The sequence below is a fragment of the Jeongeupia wiesaeckerbachi genome (genome assembly GCF_050916355.1).
GTDB lineage: Bacteria > Pseudomonadota > Gammaproteobacteria > Burkholderiales > Chitinibacteraceae > Jeongeupia > Jeongeupia wiesaeckerbachi.
In genome coordinates, this window is sequence record NZ_CP136946.1 from 3221219 (window position 1) to 3239155 (window position 17937).

General features: G+C 64.3%; 5 protein-coding genes. All 5 read right to left on the minus strand.

Annotation, left to right across the window (positions count from 1 at the left end; genetic code table 11):
* Positions 1 to 600: 600 nt before the first annotated feature.
* The 5 genes from R0382_RS15640 to R0382_RS15660 are packed head-to-tail and all read right to left on the minus strand — an operon-like array spanning position 601 to position 17701.
* Complete coding sequence (locus R0382_RS15640; RefSeq protein ID WP_432720767.1) at positions 601 to 2697, minus strand: HlyD family efflux transporter periplasmic adaptor subunit; 2097 nt, start codon at positions 2695 to 2697, stop codon at positions 601 to 603.
* On the minus strand, positions 2694 to 4037 hold the full coding sequence (locus tag R0382_RS15645) for an efflux RND transporter periplasmic adaptor subunit (RefSeq protein WP_432720768.1): 1344 nt from the start codon (positions 4035 to 4037) through the stop codon (positions 2694 to 2696). Before R0382_RS15645 ends, R0382_RS15640 begins: the two co-directional genes overlap by 4 nt.
* Positions 4034 to 4780 carry an efflux RND transporter periplasmic adaptor subunit gene (locus R0382_RS15650; protein ID WP_432720769.1) on the minus strand — a complete coding sequence of 249 codons (747 nt, stop codon included), beginning with the start codon at positions 4778 to 4780 and terminating at the stop codon, positions 4034 to 4036. The genes R0382_RS15645 and R0382_RS15650 overlap by 4 nt, the downstream gene beginning before the upstream one ends.
* Entirely contained in the window at positions 4770 to 6314 is a 1545-nt protein-coding gene (locus R0382_RS15655) for a TolC family protein (RefSeq protein ID WP_432720771.1), read from the minus strand. The genes R0382_RS15650 and R0382_RS15655 overlap by 11 nt, the downstream gene beginning before the upstream one ends.
* A complete protein-coding gene (locus R0382_RS15660) occupies positions 6311 to 17701 on the minus strand; it encodes a VCBS domain-containing protein (RefSeq protein ID WP_432720773.1) in 11391 nt (3796 codons plus the stop codon). Before R0382_RS15660 ends, R0382_RS15655 begins: the two co-directional genes overlap by 4 nt.
* Between the last annotated feature and the right edge of the window lie 236 nt (positions 17702 to 17937).

Genomic DNA, 17937 nt, shown 5'->3' on the forward strand with positions numbered 1-17937 from the left:
ACCACCGGACCTACTAACTCGCGCATGGCCCTGAAACTGGGGGCAGGTCAGTCACACTCAATCATCGCGGCCTGCATTACTACGGTGTCTGCCGCGGAGGCACGGTCGACATTATTGAATCGGACGAACTCACTGGCACCCGCTGGTCGGTATCGGCCATTCAGATATCATTTGCCGATCAATTGATTTTCCTGATTCGCGAGCGCCGAAAAACCCACGATGGCCGCAGCGATATCCGCCCGCTGGAACCGTACAAGCAGTCGCAATGGAAACGTTCCGTGCTCAATTACGCCTGGGTGCCGCTCGACAATAACCAGATCGCTTTTTTTCCAGACGGCTCCGCATCACGATGTGTGGATCGGCCAGCGTGAAGGCCCGATCAATTTGCTGGATTCGCTGTTTCCCCGCGCGCCGGTGACAAGCAGACCGGAATAGCGCCCTGTATCTGCGATGCAATCGGCCGCGTCAGGCCGAAGATCGTCACGATCAGGGCAAGCTTGCAGACGTGGCGTTGAAGGTGGTTTTCCGATCGAAAACGGCGCACGGCGCCAACCCTCAGGCGGGTTTCATCCACCCCGCCACGTCATCGGCAGCCTGCACTCAAAAACCGCTTTCGCGGTACAGCACCGCCAGCAAATGCGCACCGCCTTCGATCAGGAAGCTGCGCCGTGCGCCTTCGATCTGCAACTGACCGGCCGTTTCGCGCAGCGCGGGCGGCGGGCCGTCGAGCTGGACCAGCACGTGAAAGACCGCCGGATTGGGAATCAGCTCGTTGCGCTCGCCCGAGACCAGGATCGGCCCCTTGAAGCGCGACGCCAGCACCGGATGCGGCAGCTGACGCACCTTGGTGCTGCTGACCGCGAGCACACGGCCGCGGATCGGCCGGGCTTCGCCATCGGGATAGAACTTCGCGAGGTCGCCCTGCCGGATGCGCTGGATGTCATCCTGCTTCACATAGGCGTCGACCTGCCAGCGGCTCGGGTCGAACAGGATGCCGATCGGCTCTTTCGAGCCTATCCATTGGCCCACGTGCCGGTCGGGATCGACATCCTGCCAGATGCCGGAGAACGGTGCCTTGAGGTTGAGTCGCGCCATTTCCGAGCGCGCGGCCGCGGTCTCGCCCCGCTGGACGTTGATGCGCTGCTGGATGGACGCCTGTTGCTCAAGCCCGGTCGCGTCGGCCATCAAACCGGCCATCCGGGCCAGATAGCCGTTCAACTCGGCTTCGGAGCGCAGCACTTGCGAATCGATGTCCGGGTTTTCCAGCGACACCAGCTGCGTATCCATGGCGACCTTGCCGACCGGATGGATCTGCTGGATCCGGGCCGAGAACGGCGCAAAAACGCGCAACTGGTGTTCGGAGCGGGCAACGCCGTTGCCGTGGATTTCGGTACGCCATGGTACGGCCACCAGCACCAGCACCAGGGCCAGCAGCACCCAGAAACCGCGCTGGCGGCCGGCCAGCATCGCATTGCGGTGTTGCCACCAGTGTTTCAGCTCGCGCCAGATCGGCATCATGATGAACCAGGTGATTTCGACGATGAACAGGAAGATGCCCAGCAACTTGAAGAAGAAAAAATAGACCGTTGCGGCAATCCCCAGAAACAGCACCAGCCGGTACAGCCAGGTGATGAAGGCAAAGGTGATCAGTGCGGCGCGCCGTCTGGGCGTAAACGGCTCCGGCCAGGCTTCGTCCAGCCCCCACAGCGCACGGCGCAGGCACACCTTGGCGTGTGCGGTCGCACGTTCGTGCAGGTTGGGGAAATCGAGCAGGTCGGAAAAAATGAAGTAGCCGTCGAAACGCATGAACGGGCTTGCGTTCAGCGCCAGCGACAACACCCAGCTGGTCGTCGCCAGGTACAGCAAGGCATTGCGCAGCGGCCCGGGATCGCATAAGGCCCAACCGAGCGTCGCCAGCCCGGCCAGCGACAGCTCGCACAGGATGCCGGCCGACGCCACCGCCAGCCGCTGCCGCGCGCTGGGCAGCTTCCAGCTTTCGCCGGTGTCGGTGTAGAGCATTGGCCACATCACCACGAAGGCCACGCCCATATGCGCCACTTTCAGCCCGAGCCGCGTTGCGACCAGCGCGTGCGCCAGTTCGTGCAGCGTTTTGGCGGCGACCAGCGCCAAGGCAAAGCTCAGCAGCCCCTCGGCCGAAAACGATTCGACCACGGCGGTCGTGAAGGTGTCCCATTGATGCAGGACGAGGACAATGCCCGTGAGGCTGGCCGCGATCACCAGCATCGCCGCGTAGGGGCTGAACAGCCAGTCGAGCCGGGCAGCGAGGCGGCCCAGCGTGTGTTGCGGCCGCAGCAAGGGAATGCGGAAGAACAGGTAGTGATGCAGCCACCAGTTCCACGTCAGCCATGGCATCCCCTCTTCCTTCGGACCCCGCGCCTGCGAGCCGTTGCGCAACAGCTGGTTGCGGTCGAGGAACTGCTGGAACGCGAGCACTTGTTCCACATCCGGGTTCAGCGGGGTTTCGCTACTGACCGATGCGCAGATCTGCGCCGGCGTCGTCCCCCAGCGCAACAGGCATTCGAACTCCAGCCAGCCGATCCGGTAGAAGCGGTTGAGCACCACGTCCTGAATCACCCAGCACGGCTCGCCGCTTTTACCGGGCGCGGCCTCGCTCAGCTTGAGGTCTTCGCGCAGCGGCAAAACCGGCAAATCGGCCGCGGGCGGCAGTCCGATCACCAGCCTGTCCAGGCTCGCACGGCCGCCAAAGGCCGGCGCAGCAGGTAATAAGCCAGCGTGACGCGTTTGCCGTACAGCTTGGCGGTGCCATGCAGGCCCAGACGGGCATGCGCCGGCGCGCCGTCGACACTGGCCAGCAAGCGATAAGCCACCACGCCGGCCTCGCTCGGCTTGGCTTGATAGCTGGTTTCAAGCACCTTGCCGTGCAGCGGCGTCAGCGGATACGCGGTCAGGTAAAGCGTGACTTCGGCGCCGGGTTCCAGCGCGATGGCGTCGGCCACCGGCAGCTCGATCAGCATCGCCGGCTTGGCCGGATCGGCGACCGAGAGAATGCGCTCACCGGTCACCACCGGCTTGCCCAGCCAGTCGTTGACGTCGCTGAACACCGCAACGCCGGCCTTGGGTGCACGGACTTCGGTGCGCTTCAACTGCGCCGTTGCCGCGGCCAGCTCGGCCCGGCGCTGCTGCGCCACCCCGCCCAGCTCGGCCAGTTCGCCCTTGCTCTGCGCGTTGTCGAACGCCCGCTGGCTGGCCGCCATCAATCCGGCGTCGGCCACAGCGACCTGCTTTTCGAGCACCTGCACACGGCTGCGCAGCGTGGTTTCGTCGAGCGCGAACAACGGTGTACCTGCGGCCACCGCCTGGTTCGGACGCACCAGCATCCGCTCGACCACGCCATCGACCGGCGAACTGACGACCTCGGCCTCGCGCGACACCACTTCCGCCGGCGCCAGCACCGTCTGTGGCACCGGCACCAGCGACAGCACACCCAACACAACGGCGCCGATCGCATACTGCCGGCGGGTAAAACGCCAGCGAAAGCGTCGGCGACGCCGTGCCAGTGCCGACCAGCAGTAGGCCCAGGTCAGGCGGACGCCGGCCAGCAGTGGCGGCAGTGCCTCGGGCGGCGGCTCGTCCAGCAGCACCAGCAGCAGTCCCAGACGCACACCCTCACGATCGTGAATCGGCACGACCCACGCCCCAGCCGGCCACCATTCGTGCCAGCCTTCGGCCAGATCGTCGGTCAGGTCGAGCTGGTCACGCGCGAACCAGGCCGGCTCCGCCGTCGTGGTCTGCGCCGCCAGATAACGCGCGGCACGCGTCAACCACACCAGATACGGCGAATCCTCGCTCGGCGTCGCCAGGCCCGAAACGCTCAGCAGCTCAAGCGCGCCGCCTTCGTTTTCGGCAAAGACGCAAGCCTGATAGAACTGCAGAAACGGGTATAGATCGTTGGCGATCGTGAACGCCAATGCGTTCAGCGACGTTGCGCCGAGCGCACGGTCGCGCAGCGCGTCCAGGCTCAGCAGCAGTTGGGGGTGCGGCAGCGAATCGTTCATTGCGCCAGTTGTGCCACGCCGCTCATGCCGGCAACCAACTCTGGATAGGCCGCCGTCAGTCTTGCCTCAAGTTCGACCGTTTGCGCCACCGCGTCAACGCGGGCGTTCACCGCCGTTACCTTGGCGCTGTAGGTCTTGCCGGTTTCATGGATCGTCACATCCAGCGGCGTCCCCTGCTTGAGTTTTTTCAGCAAGGTCGACGGCACGTTCAGGCGTACTTTCAGCGCGCCATCGCTGACCAGATCGAACAGCGGCGTGCCGGCTGCAACGGTCTGGTACGGCTTGACGTAGACCTTGGCGATCCGGCCGCTGAACGGCGCCGAAACGCGGCAGTACGCCAGTTGTGCGGTAGCCAGCGACACAGCGCCGTTGGCCTTCTCGACTTCGGTGCGTGCGGTGGCCACTTCGATATCGCCGGCCGCATCGAGCGCGCGCAGGCCCTGCTTGGCGGTGAAGTTCTGCTTGGCCATATTGAGCTCGGCCTTGGCAACGTTGGCGCGCGCCTGCACTTCGTCGCACTTGAGCGACGCCAGCGTCGCGCCCTTCTTGACGCCCTGTCCGAGCGAAGCGCTCAGCGCGCCGAGGGTGCCGGCCATCTGGCTCGACAGCGTGGTTTCCAGTACCGGCGCCAGCAAGACGCGCATGGCATTGGTGTCATCGGCTGCCGGTGCTGCCGGCTTGGCCGCCAGCGCGGCACCGGCGAGTCCGAAGCCCAGCAGCAGCGCCAGCAGTTTATTGTGCAACCGGCACCGCCTCGACACCGCTGGCGTCGGTTTTGATGACGGTGTTCGGGCGGCGCAGTTGTTGCTGAATAACGGTGTTCTGAATTGCATTGGCAAGCGTTTTCACATCCAGTTGGTCAATGGTTTCGGGCAGCACATCAAAGCCGACCGAATTGTACAGCCGTCCCCAGGCCGCCTGCGCCCCGGAGTACGCCGCCTCGCGCTGGTAGCGCGACAACAGATAGCGGCCTTCGGCGCGGATCACTTCGAGCTGCGAGCCGAACGAGGTCGACTGCGCGGCGCGGGCGTAGTCGAGCAGATTGGCATCGACACGCAGGCTGTCGTTGGCAAAGCTCAGTTCCTGCGACGCCAGCCGGTAGCGCAAGGCGCCGATCCGCACTTGCGTCAGCACCGCCATCGACAGTGCGGTCCGGCGCGTATCGTCGGTCATGCCCTGCGCTTCCTGCGCGGCGTTCAGCGCCGGCAGCTGCAGCAGTTGCAGCAGGTTGAGCGACACGCGCACGCCGGCCTGCGACCAGGTGTTGTTGTAGAGGTAGGCGTTCGAATCGTACTGGCCGCTCCAGTCGATACCGATGTTCGGCCAGAGCTGCATCTTGGCGATCTTGATGTCGTTCTGGTTCACGCGCTTGCGGTACCACTCTTCCATGATTTCCGGGCGGTTTTCCAGCGCCAGCTGTTCGAGTTCGGCGACATCGATACTCGACGTCGGCAGCGCCTGTTCGACCGTATCGGCCAGCACCAGCGGTGTGCCCGGCGGCAGCGACATCAGCGCCACGAGTTCGGCCTGGGCAAACTCGAGATCCTGTCGCCTGACGGTCAGCAGATAGACCGAATCGAGCAAGGCACGCTGATAAGCCAGCACTTCCTGCTTGGGCAAGAGACCCTTGGCCTCGGCTTCGCGCGCGGCTGTCAGCGCCTTCTGCGTCCGCTGCAGCAGCGCGTCGACCTCGGGCTTGAGCCGCTGCGCCGCCAGCGCGCGCCAATAGGCGTTGCGCACGTCCTGCAGCACGTTCTGCGCGACTTTGCGGCGGCGCTCTTCGGCCATCAGGATCTGGTCGTTCTTCTGCTGGGTACGGTAATAGGAGATGCCGAAATCGAGCACGCTCCAGCTCAGGCCCAGCCCGCTGAGGTTGTGGTAACGCTCTTCGGAGGTCGACGGCCGCAGGCTGACCTGACCGTCTTCGATGCCGATCGAGGTACCGCCCGAATCATTGCTGCGGCCGGTCCGGCCGGCCGACGCCACCAGCTTGGGCAGCATTTCATAGCTCGACACATCGCGCAGATTGGCCGCCAGCGCGCTCTCCATCAGCTTGAGCCGGTAGTCGAGGTTGTACTTGAGCGCACGTGCCGCCGCGTCGTAAAAGGTGATCGGGCCGGTCACAGCCTCCTGGCTGGCGTACATCTTGGCCTGATCATCGACGACGCGCTGCTGCATTTCCGCCTTAGTGGCCGGCTTCGGCTCGAAGCTGGCGCAGGCGGACAAGAGGGTCGTGGCAATGACGATGCTTAAGGTTTTGGCCGATTGTCTTTTCATTCTTTACCCTGAGCTGCAGTGTCTGTTGTTTTTGCGGTTTTGCTTGCCGGATGCAGTTTGTCGGCAGCGTGGCGGAGCTGGGCCTTGAAGCCGCTGGCCGTCTTGGTCGCTGGCGTCGCCTTCTCGGCCGGCGCCGGCATGTCGGCCAGATGGGCGCGCAATGGCGCATAGATCGACGGATCGCTCAGCAGGCCGTCGGCGGTCAAGGATACCCGGCCGTGTCGGCTGAGAATCCACGTCAGGTCCATATCGCTTTGCAACTGGCTGTGTTTCACCACCTGCGTGACGAACTGGCCGTTGACCTGCCCGAGCCCGGCGCCGATCGACTCGCTGAGAATCTCCGGCGTGACGCGCCAGTCGAGCTGCGACGGCGACAACTGACGCGACTCGAACAACTGCACGATCGCATCGTCGCGCACCGTCGGCGTGACGTAGACCGTCGGATCGACGTCGGGCAGCGACCACGACGCGCTACCGATATCCCGGTCGCGCGGCAGGTAGGCACCACCGTTGACATCCGGTCCGTCCGGCGGCGCCACGTACGGCGCCGGGATGCTGAGGTGGATCACCAGAGTGGCCTGATCCTGCGCACCCAACTGGTCGCTGATCGTATAGGTGAAATCGTCGTGGAGGATCTGACCGAAGCCCGAAGCGGCCAGCACGTCGGGGTTGCTCATGTCGATTTCGTAGGTGTAGCTGCCGTCGGCATTGAGGATCAGCGTGCCATAGCGCCCCTTCAGCGGTTGGCCCAGCGCGCCGTCCTGTCCGCTGTCGGCCTCGGCGCCGGTGCGCACCTTGACCACGGTCAGCGCATCGTTGGCGTCGACATCGCTGTCGTTCGGCAGCACATTGCCGACGGTTTGCGGTGCGGGCTTGTCGCCGTCGGCCACGCTGCTGTCGTCGCGCGCTACCGGCACATCGTTGGCGCCCTGAATGCTCAGCACCAGCCGGGCCTCGACCACCGCGCCCGCGGCATCGCGCATCCGGTAGGTAAACACGTCGGTCAGCGGCTGGTCGCTGGCGCGCAGTGCCTCGACCGCCGGATTGCCGTTGTCGACGGCATAGGTGTACGAACCGTCTGCATTCAGCGTCAGCCGCCCGTAACGGCCGGCCAGGCTGCCGCCGGCGTCACCGGCGACGCCGTCGCTGTTGCTGAAGCCGACAACCTGTTTGATCTCGCCATTGGCGACGCTATCGACATCGCTGTCGTTGTCGAGCACGTTGCCGCTCGGATCGACGCCCGGCTTGCCGTTGGCGATGCCGCCCGCTTCGACCGCGGCAGCGGCATCATCGCGCGCAACCGAGGTGTCGTTGCGGCCGTCGATGGTGATGCGCAGCTCGGCGGTGTCGTCCAGCCCCCAGACGTCCTCGACCGTATAGGTGAATACGTCCTGCAGCGTTTGCCCGCTGATCCGCAGCGCCTGTACCGCGGGCAAGGTGTTGTCGACTTCGTAGTGCCAGCTGCCGTCGGCCGCCATCGTCAGCGTACCGTAGAGGCCGCGCAGCGGACTGCCCAGCGTTCCCGCAGTGCCGCTACCCGTTTCGTTGCCCGTCCTGAGCGCCGACACGCTGAGCGCATCGCCTTCCAGGTCGGTGTCGTTGGCGAGGACATTGCCGCTCGGATTCAAGCCGGGCTGGGCATTGTCGACCCCCGAGGCCTCGATTGCGCCGGCATCGACGTCGTTGCCGACCGGCGCGTCGTTGCGCCCACGGATCGACAGCGTCAGCTGGGCCAGATCATGCAGATTGCCGCCATCGCTGACTTCGTAGGTGAACACATCCTGGACGAACTGCAGCGGCCCCAGCGTCTGCAGCACCGGGTTGTCGACATCGACGACATACTCGTAAGTCCCGTCGGCGCGGATGAACAGCGTACCGTACAGCCCCTGGATCTGCGTTGCCGCGCTGCTGTCTACCGAATCCAGCGCCCCGCCCACGGCTTCGGCGCCGGTACGGATGCCGGTCACGGTCTTGCTGTCGTTCGCATCCACATCGGTGTCGTTGCTCAGCACATTGCCGGTCGGATTGAACGCATCCTTGCCACGCCCGCCGTTGTCGGTGATGCCCATCCCGGTGTCGTCGACGCCAACCGGTGCGTCCCAGGCACCGCGCACCTCAACCGTCAGCGTGCCCGTCGCCAGCGCGCCGAGCGCGTCGGCAATACCGTAATTGAACACGTCATTCAGGCTCTGGCCCGGTTTCAGCGCCTGTACGGCCGCGAGGCTGTTGTCGATGGCGTAGCTGTAACTGCCGTCGGCATTGAGCGTCAGCGTGCCGTACTGGCCCTGAAGGATGGTCGCAGCACCGATCGCCACGACATGGACCGCGTCGCCGGCCACATTGACGCTCTGCACGCCGGTCACGGACCGTGTGTCGCCCGCATCGACGTCGGTGTCGTTGCTCAGCACATTGCCGGTACCTGCACTCCCCAGCGTACCGTTCAAGGTACCACCGGCCTCAACGGCGATCGTCGTGTCGTTGCTCACGACCGGATTGTCGTCGCGGCCGTCGATCGTCACCGTCAGCGTGGCGGTACTGCTGGCGCCGGCCTTGTCGCGCATCGTATAGGTGAACGTTTCGGTCAGCGTCTCGCCACTCTGGCGCAGCGCCTGAACCCGCGGGTCGTCGTTGTTGACCAGATAGCTGTAACTGCCATCGGTGTTGAGCACCAGGCTGCCGTAGTCACCGGCCAGCGCACTACCGACCGTACCGTTGCGGCTGCCGAAGGCAACGCCCGAGACGGTCTTGGTTTCACCGTTGGCAACGCTGTCGACATCGGTGTCGTTGCCCAGCACATTGCCTTGCGGGTTGAGTCCGGCCGTGCCGTTGCTGACTCCGCCGGCTTCGACGGCGGACGCGACATCGTTGTTCGCTACCGGTGCATCGTTGGCACCGACGATGGTGATCGTCAGTGTCGCGAAGCTACCCGGGCCGTGCCCGCCAGCGGTATCGACCACCGTGTAGCCGAACACATCGACCAGCGGTGTCGAATTGGCCAGCATCGCCTGCACCGCCGGCGACGCGTTGTCGACGCGATAGCTGTAGCTGCCATCGGCATTGAGCGTCAGCCAGCCGTACTGCCCCTTCAGCTCGGCGCCCACGGTGCCGACCGTACCAGCGGCGCTGTCGCCACCGGTACGCACATCGAGCACTGCCTTGGTATCGCCGGCATCGACGTCGTTGTCGTTGCTCAGGACATTGCCGCTCGGGTCTGCCCCCGGAATGCCGTTGTTCACGCCACCGGCCTCAACCGCGCCCGCCGTATCGACCGTCGCGACCGGATTATCGTTCTGCCCGCGCACCACCACGGCGACCGTGGCCGAGTCGAAACCACCCTTGCCGTCGGTAATCGTGTAGGTGAAATAGTCGATCACCACCTGTGACGACGTCCGCAACGCCTGGACGGTCGTGTTGGCATTGTCGACCGCATAGGTGTACTTGCCGTCGGCGCCGAGCGTCAGCGTGCCGTACTGGCCCTGCAGCGTCGCACCGACACCGGTACCGTCGGTGATCGACGGCGCATCGGCTTCCTTGCCGGTACGGACACCGCTGACGGTGATCGGATCACCATCAGGGTCGAAGTTGTTGATGACCGCATCGCCGCTCGGGTCCTTGCCCAGCGTGCCATTGGCTTCGCCACCCTTTTCGACGGCGATCGCGCCGATGTTCTGCGCGACCGGCGGGTCATTCACGCCGTGGATGGTAATGGTGATCTGCGCCAGATCGGTCAGGCCGCCCGGGTCTTTGAGCTCGTAGGTAAAGACGACGGTCTTGGTCTGTCCGGCCTGCAAGGACTGCAGTTCGACATTGCTGCTGTCGACGTCAAACAGGTAGGAGCCATCGGCGCCGATCCGCAAGGTACCGTAGACCGTGGTGATTTCGGTACCGTTGGCCGAGGTCGTGCCCGTGGTCACGCCGGACAGCACCCCGCCATCGGTTTCGGCGCCGGCACGAATGCCGCTGACCTTCAGCTGATCGACATCGTGATCGATATCGCTGTCACGGCCGTCACCGGCGCCGGCGTCCGGATGGCTGGCCAGGGTGATGACATTGCCTTGTGCGTTCAGCTCCTGCCCGCCCGACAACGGGTCGGTCGAAGCGACCTGTGCCTCGCCGGTGTCGTCGGTGGCCACCGGTGCATCGTTGGTGCCGTTCACGGTGATGTCGAGCTGGGCGACGCTGCGCAGGCCGTCGGTATCGCGCATCAGGTAAGTGAAGTGATCGACCAACTTGCCGCCCTCGAGCAGCTTCTGCACCTCGGGATTGGCGTTGTCGATCTGATAGGTGTACGAACCGTCCGAATGCAGCGTGATCGTGCCGTACTTGCCGGCGATCGTCGCCGACGAACCGGCGGCAATCGTCGTCACGTCGCTCATGTCGGTGACTTCGCTTTCGAGCATATCGGTGACCGCGATCACGCGCTGGGTGTCGCCGCCATCCACTTCGGTATCGTTGCTCAGCACGTTGCCGCTTGCATCGCTACCGCCGCTCGAATTGTTGGTGCCACCGGCTTCCTTGGCCGAGTCGATATCGTTGAAGGCATGCGGCGTGTCGTTGACGCCGTGGATATCGACGGTCAGCGTTGCGCTCGAGGTCGCGCCCTGCAGGTCGGAAATCGTGTAGTCGAAGTGCTCGGTCAGGATATCGCCACTGGTGCGCAATGCCTGGACGTCCGGATCGTCGTTGTCGACGACATAACGCGCGCTGCCGTTCGAGGCAATGTACAAGGTGCCGTAAACGCCGACGATGGCCGCATCGCCGCCATCCTGCACCGTGGTCGCGCCACTGCCTTGCAAACCGGCCGCACTCACCCGCAGCCGGTCCGGATTGGCGTTGAGGTTCGGGTCGGTATCGACGTCGCTGTCGTTACCGAGCACGTTGACCTGCGGATCGACCCCGACCGTATCGTTGTCGAGACCGCCGGCTTCAACCGCCAGCGCGCTGTCGTTCGCCGCAACCGGCGCATCGTTGACCGACACGACGGTGATCTGCAGCGTATCGGTATCGGTCAGCGCGTCCTGCGTGACTTCGCCCGGCGTGCCGTCACCGTCGGCATCGCCGAAATTGCCGTTGTCGGTCGTCTTGACCGTCAGCGTGTCGCTGCCGTTGAAGTTGGCAATGCCCTGATAACGCAGTTGTGCCAGCGCGGCATTCAGGTCGGCCAACCGGCCTTGCAGCACCAGCGTGGCGCTGCCCTGACCGCCCGGAATCGTCACGCCTGGCGGCGTGGTCGCCAGCGTCAGCGTGCCGTGCAGCACCGTCAGCGTTACCTGGAGCTGGCGATCACCGGTGAGCGGATCACGCTCGGCATCAAGATCGCTGATCGTGATGCCGTTGATCGCGAACTGCGTGTCCTCGGCACCGGAAGCCGGGCCAGCGGGCATCTGGTTGACCGGCGCGTCATTCTGCTCGACATAGCCGGCATCGGCCGCGACCGCGCTGCCTTCGCCCAGCGAAATACCGATTTGTCCCAGCGTGCCGCCGTCGCTGTCGATGCGGACTTTCAGGTCGCCCACCGGCTGGGTGTAGCTGATCGTGCCGGTCGGGGTATCGATGCGATAGGTGCCCGACGCCAGTACGCCAAAGCGGTACTGGCCGTTGACATCGGTTGTGGTCGTGAAAATCTGGTTATCGGCCGTCGTCGCCAGATTGTTGTCGAGCCCGCCCCAGGTCAGCGTGACTGTCTGGCCCTGCAGGCCGGCACCATCCGGCGTGGTCGACGTGTCCGCCGACGGGGTGTCGTTCCACAAGGTGCCGCTGATCACACCCAGACCGGCGCCGTCGACGCGGACATAGTTGTTGACGCCACCGCTGTCGTTCCGTTCGCCGGTCGCGCTACCATCGCTGCCGACGGCCGAGCCGCCCCAACTGGTGAACGTCTCCGGCAGGCTGCTCCAGCTGAGCCGGGCATCGGTACTGGCGATGGTCGTGGCGTTGGGCAGATCGGTCTGATACACGAAGCGGACCGTCGTCCCGGTAGCGAGGCGATCGAAGTGAGCTGTGATCGTGCCGTTGCTCACCGAGGTACTGAAACCGTATTCGGGCGGAATCTGGCTGCTGCCGATCGTGTAGAGCACGCCGTTGATCTCGACGCTGATGGCCTGGGTGTTGCTCCCCTGCGGGTAGCCGTCGCTCAGTGCGATGTCGTAAGCGTCCGCCGTTCCCGTCTGGGTAAAGCTCAGCGTCACCGTCGCCGTACCGGTGCTGCTGCCCGGATTCGGGTTGAACGCCGTCACGGTTTTGTCGAGCGGGCCGAAGTTCGGCTCGACGACGTTTTCATACAGCGAGTGCGCACCGGGCAACATCGTGTTGCCCGAGAAATCCTCGACCCGAACACCCAGCCGGGCGCCGGCAGCACTGGCTGCGACGTTGTCGACCCGGACATTGAACTCGAGTGACAGTCCTTCGAAATCGGCGTCGTTGTCCCGGTTGAGCAGCGTACCCAGGTGGAAGGTAATGACCTGCCGCCCCTGCGCATCGGTCGTGATTTCGATGTACTGGCCGTTGATCACGCCCTGCGGTCTGCCGCCCTGCAGGCCGGGATTGATCGACAGCGCAGAATCGCTGTTCTGATTACCGTTAATGTCCAGCGTGCCGCCGGTCACCAGATTGAGATTGCTCGACGAAATGCCGAGCTGGTTGGCGATGAACGCCAGCAGTGCCGTGTTGTCGCCTGCGACGAAGCTCAGCCCCTGATCTAGGGTAACGCGAATGCTGTAATCGTCGGTCTGCCCCTCGGGCACCAGCGACACCACGCGATAGCGGATGATTTCGCCGACGGCGACAGTTTCATCGGTGGCATCCGTCTGCGATGGCACCGGTGTATCCGGCAAGCCGCCGACGCGCGAGATACGCAGCGCCTGCGCCACCTTCTGGGTAAAGGTATTGGTTTGCCGGTAATCATTCAGCGTGCCGCCATTGATCACGCCATCGGCGCCGGTACGCTCGCCGGCCGGATCGGCGCTGGTATTGCTGCTGCCGTTCAGGCTGGTCCAGGTGATCGTCGCGGTGTTGTCGATGCCGGTCAGGCTTGCCGCCGAACCGTTGACGACACCCGAGAAACGCAAGGTGATGCTGCCGCCCTTGACGATGTCGATATTGGCGCCATTGACGGTGCGCAGCACGCCATTGACGATCTCGAAGTCGACACCACCGTTATTGGTCGCGCCATCGGCGTAGGTCACGCCCAGCAGCGTCAGGCCGTTCAGTTGCGCCGGCAGCGCGTCGGACAAGCTGAGGTCGAACGCATCAAAATCGGTGGTTCCGCTGCCGTTGCGTATCGTCAGCACATATTCGACGGTATCGCCCTCGTCGACGCCAATGACCGGTGTACTGACGATGGTCGACTGCTCGACCGTCAGCGTCGGCTCGCGCACGATCACGCTCGGCTTGCTGCCACCGGCCGAGACCGTGCGGATCACGGCGCTGCTGCCGTTCGCCGTATCGCCATCCGGGTCGCTGTAGTTCAGCGATGCATTGTTCTGCAGCGATTTGCCGGCCTGATTGGCGCTGCTGTTGTCGGCAATCAGCCTGACGCGGATGACGAAGCTGTTGTTGCCGGCATTGTTGTCGGCGCTGGCCGCGGCCACGCCGAAGGTAAACCGGGCATTGACGCCGTTGTCGCCCAGCGTGCCGGAAATCCCGGTCAGGCCGGTGATGCTGACGCTGCCGGCAAAGTCGGCGCCCAGCGCGGCGCTGCCGGCAGACGTCGTGATCAGCTCGTAGCCCAGGCCGTTGTTGAAACTCGGGTCGAGCCGCATCCCGGTCGGCACCAGTTCGTCGACGCGCAGGTTCTGCGTGCTGCCTTCGGGCAGGGTGACGATGATGTCGTAGCCCATGCTTTCACCGATCACCACATTGTTGCCCGTGGTGTGCGCGGCGCTCGAATCGCCGTTGTCGAGGCTGCCGCCGGCGAAGCCGACGCGGATCGACGGCGCCGCGACCTGCTCGCCCGCCTTCTCGACCAGATCGGTCGGCGTGAAGTCGGCGCCGTTGTTGACGCTGGCGTACTTGGTCAGCGTCGAGGTGCTCGACAGCGTGGCCGAAGCGGCAATCGCCGCATCGGCCCGCACGTCATAAGTGATGACGACGATATTGCTGCCCTTCACATCGGCATCGGTGCCGCTGCGACCGGCGAGCAGGCTGGCCTGACCGTCCTTGTCGAGGAAGGTGATGACATTGCCGGAAACGCTGTAGTCGGTGCCCAGCACCATCAGCGAACCATCACCGCGATACACCTGCAGATTGGCCGCGCCGAGCGAGCCGCCGTCGAAACTGAGACCGGCCGGGATGTCGATCCGGATCGTGGCATCGAAAGCGCCACCGCCGCCGCTGTTCTCGATCGCCGTGGCCAGCCGCAGCCGGTCACCGGCGTCGATGCCGGTCACGTCGCCATTGACGGCATCCAGACTCGTCACCGAACCACCGAACGGCACGCCGGTCGATCCCGGCGCACCCCAAGTACCGCTACTGCCAGTGATGGTGCCACCGCTGCTGCTGACGACGCCGTGACGGATGTCGAGCACCGGCTCGGCAATCGATTCGATCGCCACCGCGTCGGTCGACACCAGCTGCGTATGGTCTATCGTCGTCTGCTGCGTCGATTGTGCGGTCACCGCCAGCGTACGCTGGTCGGCAAACGGCACGTCGCCGACACGGACGGTAAAGCGGATCGCAATCCGGCTGCCCTGCAGCGAATTGACGTCCAGACTGCCGAAGTCGAACACCACCGAATTGCCCGGCCCGGAAGTCACGGTAAAGGCGCCGAGATTGGTATTGCCGTCGGCGCCGCCAATCAGTTCCCACTGGCCGACGCCACCGCCGTTGCTCCAGTTGATCGTGGACACATCGAACAGCGGCAGCGGCAGGTAAGCGGCGATCTTCAGGTTTTCATAATCGCCGGTCACAAGGTCGTAGCGCAGGCTGAAGGTGACTTCGTCACCGGGACGAAGCTCGCCGGAAGCCGGCGGCGTGCCGTCGTTGACCTGGTCGATTTCGATGTCGACCGTGTTGGTGGCGACCTTGGTCGTCGTCGACGAGCTGTCCGATTCGGTGCTGCCGAGGTTGATCCGATCCAGCAGCACCGTCGCCGTGACGGTGGCGTTATTGCCGACCGCGTCGCCCTCGTTGATGGCCTTCTGCGTGTAATTGCCGGTGTAGCTTTGGGCAATGAACGCCGAGTACGCGATCACCGCACCGGTTGCACCCTGCAGGAAATCGTCGGCGGCGAGGTCACCGACCAGCGCGCCCAGTTGCTGCGCCTGCTGAATCGACGCCTTGATGTCGAAGGTGATCGTCGTGACGCCGGCCGCATCGGTCGAGCTGGTGTAGATCAGGTTGACCGTCCGCGTTACGCCGGCAACGGTAAAGCTCAGCGTTGGTGTACCGGTCAGCGTCTGGCCGTCGCCCAGTGTATCGACGACCTTGAATTCGCCCTGATCGAGCAGGTTGCCGCCGTAGGCGAAATAGTCGGAAATCGCCAGCTGCAGCTTGTAGCTCAGCGTATCGCCCGGCGTCAGTCCGGCCGTGCCTTGATCGATCTGGATCGTGGCGTTTTTCAGCAGCGTGATCGACTTCGCCACGAAAGCGGCACCCGTGCCGTCGCCGGTGCCGCTGAAGGAGATCATGCCCCCGCCGGACGTTGGCCGATCGCGCGGATCGAGCGGCACCCACTGCCCGCTGGCCGTTGGCGCGCCGAAGGTGATCGTCCGGGCGTCGCCGCTATTGGCGTTGAGCACCGGCGCACCGGCGGCATCGCTGTCCGGCACGTAGAACTGCACCACGGTACTGCTCGGGCCGCTGAGGTTAACGTACGTTACCGAATAAGCGCTGATGAACACCGCATCACTGGCAATCGCGGCGTTGATCGCCGTCGGGTCGGTCAACACCCGGCCATCCTTGAGCGTCACCGATGCCAGCGTACCCCCGGCCCCCGGGGTGATCCGGGTAACCTGGACCTGATCCGGCACAGTCTGGGTGATGGTCACATTGCTGATGGTCTGGCCATTGGCCGGCGATACCGTGACCGTTTCCGAATGAACGTAGTTCGGCCCCGTCGGCGTCTCGCCTTCGGGCATATCGACCGATTGCGTCAGCTTGACCAGCGTCGGGTGAACGACATAGTCGTGCAGCGTTTGCTCGACCAGGCTCGGGTCCTGGGTCGGATTGTCGAGAGCGTCGTTACCGAACTGGAAGCCCGAACGGGCCTGGATCGTCAGATCCGGCCCGCCAACGCCACTGTTGTCGTATGCGGTATCGGCCAGATTGCTCAGCTTGGCCGTCACCTGGATATCGATATTGGGCTGGCCGTTGGAGACACTGCCGAATGGCACCTGCAGCACCACCAATTGGTCGCCGGCACGCAAGCCGTAATCGGCGGCATTGATGACCAGCGCATTCCCGCTCGGATCTTTGGCCAGTGGATGCGTGACTTGACCCGACGCATCGAAGGTCAGGACGAAACTCTTGATCTGGTGCCCCAGATACGATGCCGACACGAAGGACACACCGTCGTCGCCATCCTTGCCCGTTGCCGGCATGAACAGGTCAATAAACGGTGCGTACCCGGGCTGTGTCGAAGGATTGCTGAGGCTGAGCGTGAAGCTCAGTTGATCGCCGATCAGCGTATCGGCGCCAGCGGAGCCCAGGCTCAGCGTCGGGGTGGCGCTGGCCAGCAGGCCATCGAACGAGGACAGCGCGCGTTCGCTCAGCGCAATCTGCTTGTCGATCACGCCGCTGGTGACTTCCAGCGCCCAGTTGCCCCCGGCGGCGGCATTGCCAGAATTGTCGCTCGACGCACCGACGTCGGCGCCGGTTTCACTCGCCAGCAGCTGCACCAGGGTGCGGCCGGCCGTGCCGGCACCGACATTGCAACCATAAAGCTGGATATCGGCGCCGCTATTGAGCGCACCGCGCCAGCTCGACAGCACGTCGGTGGCCTGCCGGATGGTCTCGCTGGTGAACACCCGATTGCCCAGATCGAACTGGCCGCTGGTGCCGTGCGAGAAAATCTGGATCGAATCGACCTTGCCGAGGCTGCTCAGCGCATTGCTGATGGCGGCCAGTGCGTCGTCGCCGGCATTGACGATGATGGCTTTCGAATCGGCGGGCAATTGCGCCAGCAAGGCGTCGCGGTTTTCCAGCCGGGCATCGACCACGACCAGATTGCGCGGCGCAGGCGCTTGCGCACCGGCGCCGACGTCACGCGGGTCGATCGCGGCCACCGGCCGTACCGCAGCTGCCGCATCGGCATTGCCGTGATGCTGCTGATCCACAGCGACCGCAGCGGCACCGTCGAAAAGGATACGCGGCTCGAGCGCCATCGCCAGACTGCGGGGACGCAGGAAAGCCTTCCCATCCGAACCAAGATTATCGGGCTTGAGTTTCACAATCTTCCCCTGTCTATCCATTCCGCATATTCGGCCAATTTGACACGCTTTTCCCCTCAATGGGATACCGCATATCCGCAACTGCAGTCGCTCATAGACGCAATTCATTCAATTTTAAACATCTTGCCAGCATGAAGCACAGCCCCAGAAACAAATTCTCACACAACCCCACGCAAATACTTACTGCACAAGAAATTAAACCATCGCAACATTCGTCATGCGGGCAGCACTCATCC

What these genes read in the sequence shown, in the direction of transcription:
- R0382_RS15645 (WP_432720768.1), bottom strand. Translation starts at nt 4,037, where the DNA reads ATGAACGATTCGCTGCCGCACCCCCAACTGCTGCTGAGCCTGGACGCG.
- R0382_RS15655 (WP_432720771.1), bottom strand. Translation starts at nt 6,314, where the DNA reads ATGAAAAGACAATCGGCCAAAACCTTAAGCATCGTCATTGCCACGACC.